This is a genomic window from Methylobacterium sp. WL119 (genome assembly GCF_008039875.1).
In the GTDB taxonomy this organism is placed as follows: domain Bacteria; phylum Pseudomonadota; class Alphaproteobacteria; order Rhizobiales; family Beijerinckiaceae; genus Methylobacterium.
In genome coordinates this window covers 98,111-104,110 of the sequence record NZ_VRUU01000008.1, presented here as the reverse complement: position 1 = coordinate 104,110, position 6,000 = coordinate 98,111, and the positions used below count along the sequence as shown (strand labels likewise).

Genomic DNA, 6,000 nt, shown 5'->3' with positions numbered 1-6,000 from the left:
CCCCCCCCCCCCCCCCCCCCCCCCCCCCCCCCCCCCCCCCCCCCCCCCCCCCCCCCCCCCCCCCCCCCCCCCCCCCCCCCCCCCCCCCCCCCCCCCCGCGGCCGAGCCTTTCGGGCCCGGTGGTGGTGGAACCGGCGCGGACACGCTTGGCTGCTCTGTCATCAGGAAGCCCGCCAGGGGGCCGCTCACCGGTGCCGACAGGCTGATTGTGGTGTTGGCATCGAACCGCAGACCAGCGGCGTCGCCCATGAAATAGAACCCGACATTCTGACCCGACATGCTGGCTTGCTGATCCACGATCAGCGGACCGTCCTTGATGATGTAGACGCCCGGGTTGAGTGTGACCTTGGCCGTTCCGGTGATGTGCAGGCCGCCGCAATACGTGCCGGGATCAAGCGTCGTGCTGGCCGTCACCGCAACGTTGCCGGCTGCTGGTCCTCCCGGTCCCTTTCCTGGGCCAGGGCCGGCCGCCGAACTCACCGTCACGCAGCCCCCGGGGGGCGGTGCGGTCACGATGCTGGCCAAAGGATCGTTGATCGCAGGGCAACCCGTGGTCACAGGCGGCGCGAAGTTGGCGCGGGCTGTGCTCGATCCACCGACGCTGCAGATCCTGTCAGCCTTGGCGATGGCGTTGTCGTCACCCTGAATGGCCTTGGCATCTTTGGAGTTGGCATAAAGGGAGCAAGACGTCGCCGACAGGTTCGCGTTCTTCTCCAGATGCAGGCTACCCGTAGCAGCGGGATCGAGGGTGAGCAGGCACAGGCGCATCTTGCCCATGACCGTCGCGGTCGAGCGGGCTGTGATCGGCACCACCTTCACGCCGACGAAGGCTCCGAAGGTGAGCTTGAGATTGTCGGTCGCGCTGGCTGAGACGCCGGTCTTGTCACTGGTGACCGAAACCTGCACGGTCAGGGGCCGATCAGGCGGGGAGGGTGCATTTTCGATGATGATCCGCTGAACGATGCTGGCCACCGCAGTCGAATTCGATGGCGCGAGCTTCAGGGCATTACCTGCCGCGAGCGTGGCATTGTCGACGGCGCTCTGCAATTGGCTACGGCGATAGGCTATGCGGCTGTAATCGATGCCGCCGCCAACCAAGCCAAGGAGGACCACGCTGGTCAACGCGAAGATCAGAGCGACTGCACCGCGGCGATCCGCATGGAAGCGTTGCCAGGTCTGCAGCGCGCGCTGCCAGTAGGGGACACGGTACGCGTGGGTGCGGCTTTGCCGAGCCATTCAGGTACCGTTTGCGAGCGCGTTCCCCCGAACGCCCACACAGCAGCACACACACGTTAAAGATGCATTGGCTCTTGGTCTTCAGCGCCTCGGCCTCTGCGACGTGCCCAGTCCCGAACCTCGCCTACACCTCGACGGCAGGCTTGGATTGAAGGCAAAACGTCCGCTTCGGGGCAAACGGCCAGGGTCCGGTTGCCACTCTTCTCGGAGGTTTGGCTACAGGTACCAAGCGTCGGATTTCGACCCCTGGCAGGGTGGGCGCCGGTCGGCAGAGCCGCACGGCGCCCGCATCGTCCCTGCGCTACTCGGCCTTGCGCTTGACGATGGCGAGGGTCTTCGGATCGAGCTTCAGGTCGAACTGCTTGCCGGAGCCGTCGACGGCATCGTCGACCTCGATCATGCCGTCGTCCAGCTCGATCTCCTTCCACTGGGTGAAGCCTTCCTGCTTCAGCATCGCCTCGACCTTGGCCTGCTGGTCCGGCGGCAGCTTCTCGTCGGCCCGCGCCGCACCGGACAGGCCGGCGGCGAGGACGAGGGCGAGGACGGTGGAAGTCGGGCGCATGGCGGTTTCCCTTCGTGGTTGTCGACCGGCGGAGAACAGCCGCGCGAGGAGCCGGTTCCTGAGGTTGTCAGGCTCATAGGCGCAGCCTAGGCTTACTTTCCCGTAAGCCGAAGGCTCCTCACGTCATGGTCACCCGCGTCGCCACCGTCGCCTTCGAGGGCATCGAGGCGCGTGCCGTCGACGTCCAGGTGCAGATCATCCCCGGCGCGGTAAACTTCACCGTGGTCGGCCTCGCCGACAAGGCGGTGGGCGAATCGCGCGAGCGCGTGCGCGGCGCGCTGATCGCCTCGGGGCTGGCGATGCCGGCCAAGCGCATCACCGTGAACCTCGCCCCCGCGGATCTGCCCAAGGAGGGCTCGCACTACGACCTGCCGATCGCGCTGGGCGTGATGGTGGCGATCGGCGCGCTGCCGGCCGACGCGCTCGCCGGCTACTGCGTGCTGGGCGAGCTGGCGCTCGACGGCACGATCACCGCGGTCAACGGCGTGCTGCCGGCGGCGATGGCGGCGGCCGCGCGCGGGCTCGGGCTGATCTGCCCGGCCGCAACCGGGCCCGAGGCGGCCTGGGCCGGCGGCGACCTCGACGTGCTGGCGCCGCGCTCGCTCATCCAGCTCGCCAACCACTTCAAGGGCACGCAGGTGATGGCCCGGCCGGTACCGGCGGTCGCCGCCCCCGGGGCGCCCCTGCCGGACCTCCGCGACATCAAGGGCCAGGAGGGCGCCAAGCGCGCACTGGAGATCGCGGCCGCCGGCGGCCACAACCTCTTGTTCAACGGGCCGCCCGGCGCGGGCAAGTCGATGCTCGCCGCGCGCCTGCCCTCGATCCTGCCACCGCTGACGCCGCGCGAGCTGCTCGCGGTCTCGATGATCCAGTCGGTGGCCGGGGAGCTGAAGGAGGGGCGGCTGTCGGATCGGCGCCCGTTCCGGCAGCCGCACCATTCGGCCTCGATGGCGGCGCTCGTCGGCGGCGGGATCAACGCGCGGCCGGGCGAGGCCTCCCTGGCCCATGGCGGCGTGCTGTTCCTCGACGAGCTTCCCGAGTTCACGCCGCAGGTCCTCGATTCGCTGCGCCAGCCGATGGAGACCGGCGAGATCATGATCGCGCGCGCCAACCACCGCATCACCTACCCGGCCCGCTTCCAGCTGGTCGCCGCGATGAACCCGTGCCGGTGCAGGCAGGCGCTGGAGCCGGGCTATGCCTGCCGACGTGGCCCGAACGAACGTTGCATGGCGCAGTACGGCGCCCGCATCTCCGGGCCGTTGCTCGACCGGATCGACCTGCGCATCGAGGTCGCGGCGGTGACCGCCGCCGACCTGATCCTGCCGCCGCCGGCCGAGGGCTCGCGCGAGGCCGCCTCGCGGGTCGCGGCAGCGCGCGACCGCCAGACCGCGCGCTACGACGCCGCGGGCTTGGCCGCGGGCACCACCAATGCGACCTGCCCGGCCAGCCTGATCGAGCGGGTTGCCGCCCCGGATGCCGACGGCGCCGCGCTGATCCGCACCGCCGCCGAGAGCATGCGGCTGACCGCCCGCGGCTTCCACCGGACGCTGCGCGTCGCCCGCACGCTCGCCGACCTCGACGGCGAGCCGACGGTTCGCCGCCTCCACCTCGCCGAAGCGCTGTCGTATCGCGGGCGGGGGGAGAAGGCGGCCTCGTGAGACGGGCAACGCTGACGAGCGGAACGATGTCGCCTTGTATGGTGCCCTATATGGTACTATCCTGAGTGAAGATCCTCGAATTCATCGACGATTCCCATCGATCGCCGTTCGCCGACTGGTTCGGCAGGCTCGATCCGTTCGCTGCGGCCAAGGTGACGATCGCGCTGGCACGGATCGAGAAGGGCAATCTCTCCCATGTCAAATCCGTCGGCTCGGGGGTGCAGGAATACCGGCTCGATTTCGGTCCGGGCTACCGATTGTATTTCGGCAGAGACGGCGAAACATTGATCATTCTGCTCTGCGGCGGCACGAAGCGCCGTCAGCAAGCCGACATCGATCGGGCGATCGAGAATTGGGTCGCCTACAAGCAACGCAAGGAGCAAGGACGCTGATGCCGCTTACGCGCAGTTTCAAGGACACCGTGAAGGCGCGTGCCGCGCGCGATCCGGCCTTTCGGGAGGCCCTGCTGACGGAGGCGGTCGAGAGCTTCCTTGCCGGCGAGATCGACGTCGGCAAGACGGTGTTGCGCGACTACATCCACGCGACCATCGGGTTCGAGCGCCTTGCCACCGAAACCGGCTCCTCGACGAAGAGCTTGATGCGGATGCTCAGCGCCGCCGGAAACCCGACGGCCAGCAACTTGTTCTCGATCCTTGGCACCGTTCAGAAGGAAGCCGGCCTGCGTCTCACGGTGACGGCGGGGCGGTCGACCGCGTCCAGCTGATCGCAGTCCTCGCGTCGGCGCCCCAAGATCGCTCAGGGCCGCCGCCCCGGCGTCATCCGTCGAGCGCGGCGTAGCGGCGGAAGATGCCCTGCTCGTTGAACGGGATCCGGCGCGGGCTCGCGAGGTAGGCCGCGATCCGCGGGCGCACCGCGACCGTCGCGTGCAGCGCGGCCACGCGCGGATGGTCGGGGAGCCGCGCCGCCATCGCTTTCGGGAAGGCGTAGCGCAGCCCGTCGATCAGCTGGAACAGCGACAGGTCGGCGTAGCTCAGGCGATCGCCGACGAGGTGGGTGCCGTCGTTGCGGGTGAGCACGTGCTCGAACCACGCCAAGAACTCGGGGATGCGGTCGGCGCGGAAATGCGCGGCGCGGCGCGCGGCTTCGGTCGTCTGGTCCTCGTAGGCGAGGCCGGCCGCGATCGGGTGGTGGGTGTCGTGCGCCTCGGCCACCATGTCGGCGATGGTGAGCTGGATCTGGTGCGTCCAGATCCGCTCGCCCTCGGCCGCTCCGACCAACCCGAGCCGCGGGCCGAGATAGAGCAGGATCGCCGCCGTCTGCCCGACGACCACGTCGCCGTCGCGCAGGAAGGGCGGTGCGAAGGCCGGGCGCGGCTCGTCGAGATCCTCCAGGATCCGCGTCAGCGCCGGCAGGCCGAGACCGTCGGTCTCCGCCTCGCGGGCGACGTCGACGTAGGCCGCGCCGGCCTCTTCCAGGGCGAGGCGCACGAACTCGCCGCGGCCCTGCAGCATCGGCCAGTAATAGAGCTCGTAGGGCATCGCCGCGCCGTCACGCGCGCGGCGTCACTCGCCCGGGGCCTCGTCGGCGGCGGCCTTGTCGGCCGGCGGCTCGGCGCTGGCGACGGTCTTGCGCTCCAGCATCGGCTGGAGGCGGAGCGCGAGCTGCTGGTCGAGATGGCGGGCGTAGGCGCCCTTGAAGAACTTGGCGCCGGTGCCGCCGCCGTAGAGGCGATCATGCGCCGCGATCATCGCGTCGACCTCGGGACGGCAGAGAAAGCCGATCACGCTGGCGGCCTGGAACCAGCGACCGGCGCGGGCGTGGTTCATCGCGCCCGGGTTGGCCATCACCGTCTCGGCGAAGCAATCGGTCGCGGCCTGCTGCAGCGGCGCCAGCACCTTGTCCGCCTCGGGCTTCGAACGCTCGCGCGCCGTGGCCGGCGCGAGGGCGAGGAGGAATGCGAGCGCACCGAGCAGCGGGGTCTTCATGGCGCGGGAAGCCTCGAACGAGTGATCGATCGAGGCGAGTATTCCCCAGGAATTTTGTCGGGAACAGGGCCGTCCGCGCCGCAGCGCACGCGCCGGGCGCAATCCTGCGCCATCGTCGCTTCCGCGTCACAGCGGCGCCCCCGCCACCGCCGCTTCGACCGCCGGTTTCGCCTGGGAGCGTCCTAGCCGCGGCGCTCGGCGTTCCAGCGACCGCTGCATTCGGGGCCGCCCTGGGTCGACCAGGTGCCGGTGCCGGTCCCCTGGCGGCCGAGGCGCCCGACGACGTTGGCGGTCGCCGCCCCGTTCGAGATCGTCGCGCGCACCGACCCGTTGGTCGCGACCCGGCCGCTGATCGCGAAATCGCCGCCGGGATAGCTGGCCTCGCCGCGCTGGATCCGCACGCCGTAGCGATAGGCCCGGTCGCAGATGCCGGATTCGGTGATGACCTCGATGCTCCAGTTGCCGTCGTAGCGGTCGGGGATCTGGACCTTCTTCCGGGCCGCGTCGGCGGGGCTGAGGCCGGCGGCTGCGAGGATGAGGAAGGCGGAGGCCAGCGTCAGTGCTTTCATCGGATCCCGATCGGGCGAGCGTGTCGAGT

Annotated in this window: 8 protein-coding genes; 3 read left to right on the top strand and 5 right to left on the bottom strand. The window is 70.0% G+C overall.

The features are described 5' to 3' along the window. Positions 1-1,236: pilus assembly protein TadG-related protein (locus tag FV227_RS06170; RefSeq protein ID WP_147858553.1), on the bottom strand; the 1,236-nt coding region annotated here is incomplete at its 3' end. A 301-nt stretch (positions 1,237-1,537) separates the two neighbouring features. Continuing rightward, on the bottom strand, positions 1,538-1,798 hold the full coding sequence (locus FV227_RS06165; RefSeq protein WP_147729719.1) for a PepSY domain-containing protein: 261 nt from the start codon (positions 1,796-1,798) through the stop codon (positions 1,538-1,540). A 125-nt stretch (positions 1,799-1,923) separates the two neighbouring features. On the opposite strand from FV227_RS06165, the gene FV227_RS06160 reads away from it, so the two are divergent. From FV227_RS06160 to FV227_RS06150, 3 genes are all read left to right on the top strand, one after another. Further along, positions 1,924-3,456 carry a YifB family Mg chelatase-like AAA ATPase gene (locus tag FV227_RS06160; protein ID WP_147858552.1) on the top strand — a complete coding sequence of 511 codons (1,533 nt, stop codon included), beginning with the start codon at positions 1,924-1,926 and terminating at the stop codon, positions 3,454-3,456. 65 nt (positions 3,457-3,521) lie between these two features. Next, complete coding sequence (locus FV227_RS06155; protein WP_147729592.1) at positions 3,522-3,848, top strand: type II toxin-antitoxin system RelE/ParE family toxin; 327 nt, start codon at positions 3,522-3,524, stop codon at positions 3,846-3,848. Continuing rightward, on the top strand, positions 3,848-4,180 hold the full coding sequence (locus tag FV227_RS06150; RefSeq protein ID WP_147729593.1) for a transcriptional regulator: 333 nt from the start codon (positions 3,848-3,850) through the stop codon (positions 4,178-4,180). The genes FV227_RS06155 and FV227_RS06150 overlap by 1 nt, the downstream gene beginning before the upstream one ends. A 52-nt stretch (positions 4,181-4,232) precedes the next feature. Here FV227_RS06150 and FV227_RS06145 read toward each other — a convergent pair whose 3' ends face one another. The 3 genes from FV227_RS06145 to FV227_RS06135 form a co-directional block, all read right to left on the bottom strand. Continuing rightward, a complete protein-coding gene (locus FV227_RS06145) occupies positions 4,233-4,955 on the bottom strand; it encodes a glutathione S-transferase (protein WP_147729594.1) in 723 nt (240 codons plus the stop codon). A gap of 24 nt (positions 4,956-4,979) precedes the next feature. Next, the gene (locus FV227_RS06140; RefSeq protein ID WP_147858551.1) at positions 4,980-5,402 is read right to left on the bottom strand and encodes a hypothetical protein; all 423 of its coding nucleotides are present in this window, start codon (positions 5,400-5,402) and stop codon (positions 4,980-4,982) included. Between the two features lie 182 nt (positions 5,403-5,584). Next, positions 5,585-5,971 carry a hypothetical protein gene (locus FV227_RS06135; protein ID WP_147727633.1) on the bottom strand — a complete coding sequence of 129 codons (387 nt, stop codon included), beginning with the start codon at positions 5,969-5,971 and terminating at the stop codon, positions 5,585-5,587. Between the last annotated feature and the right edge of the window lie 29 nt (positions 5,972-6,000).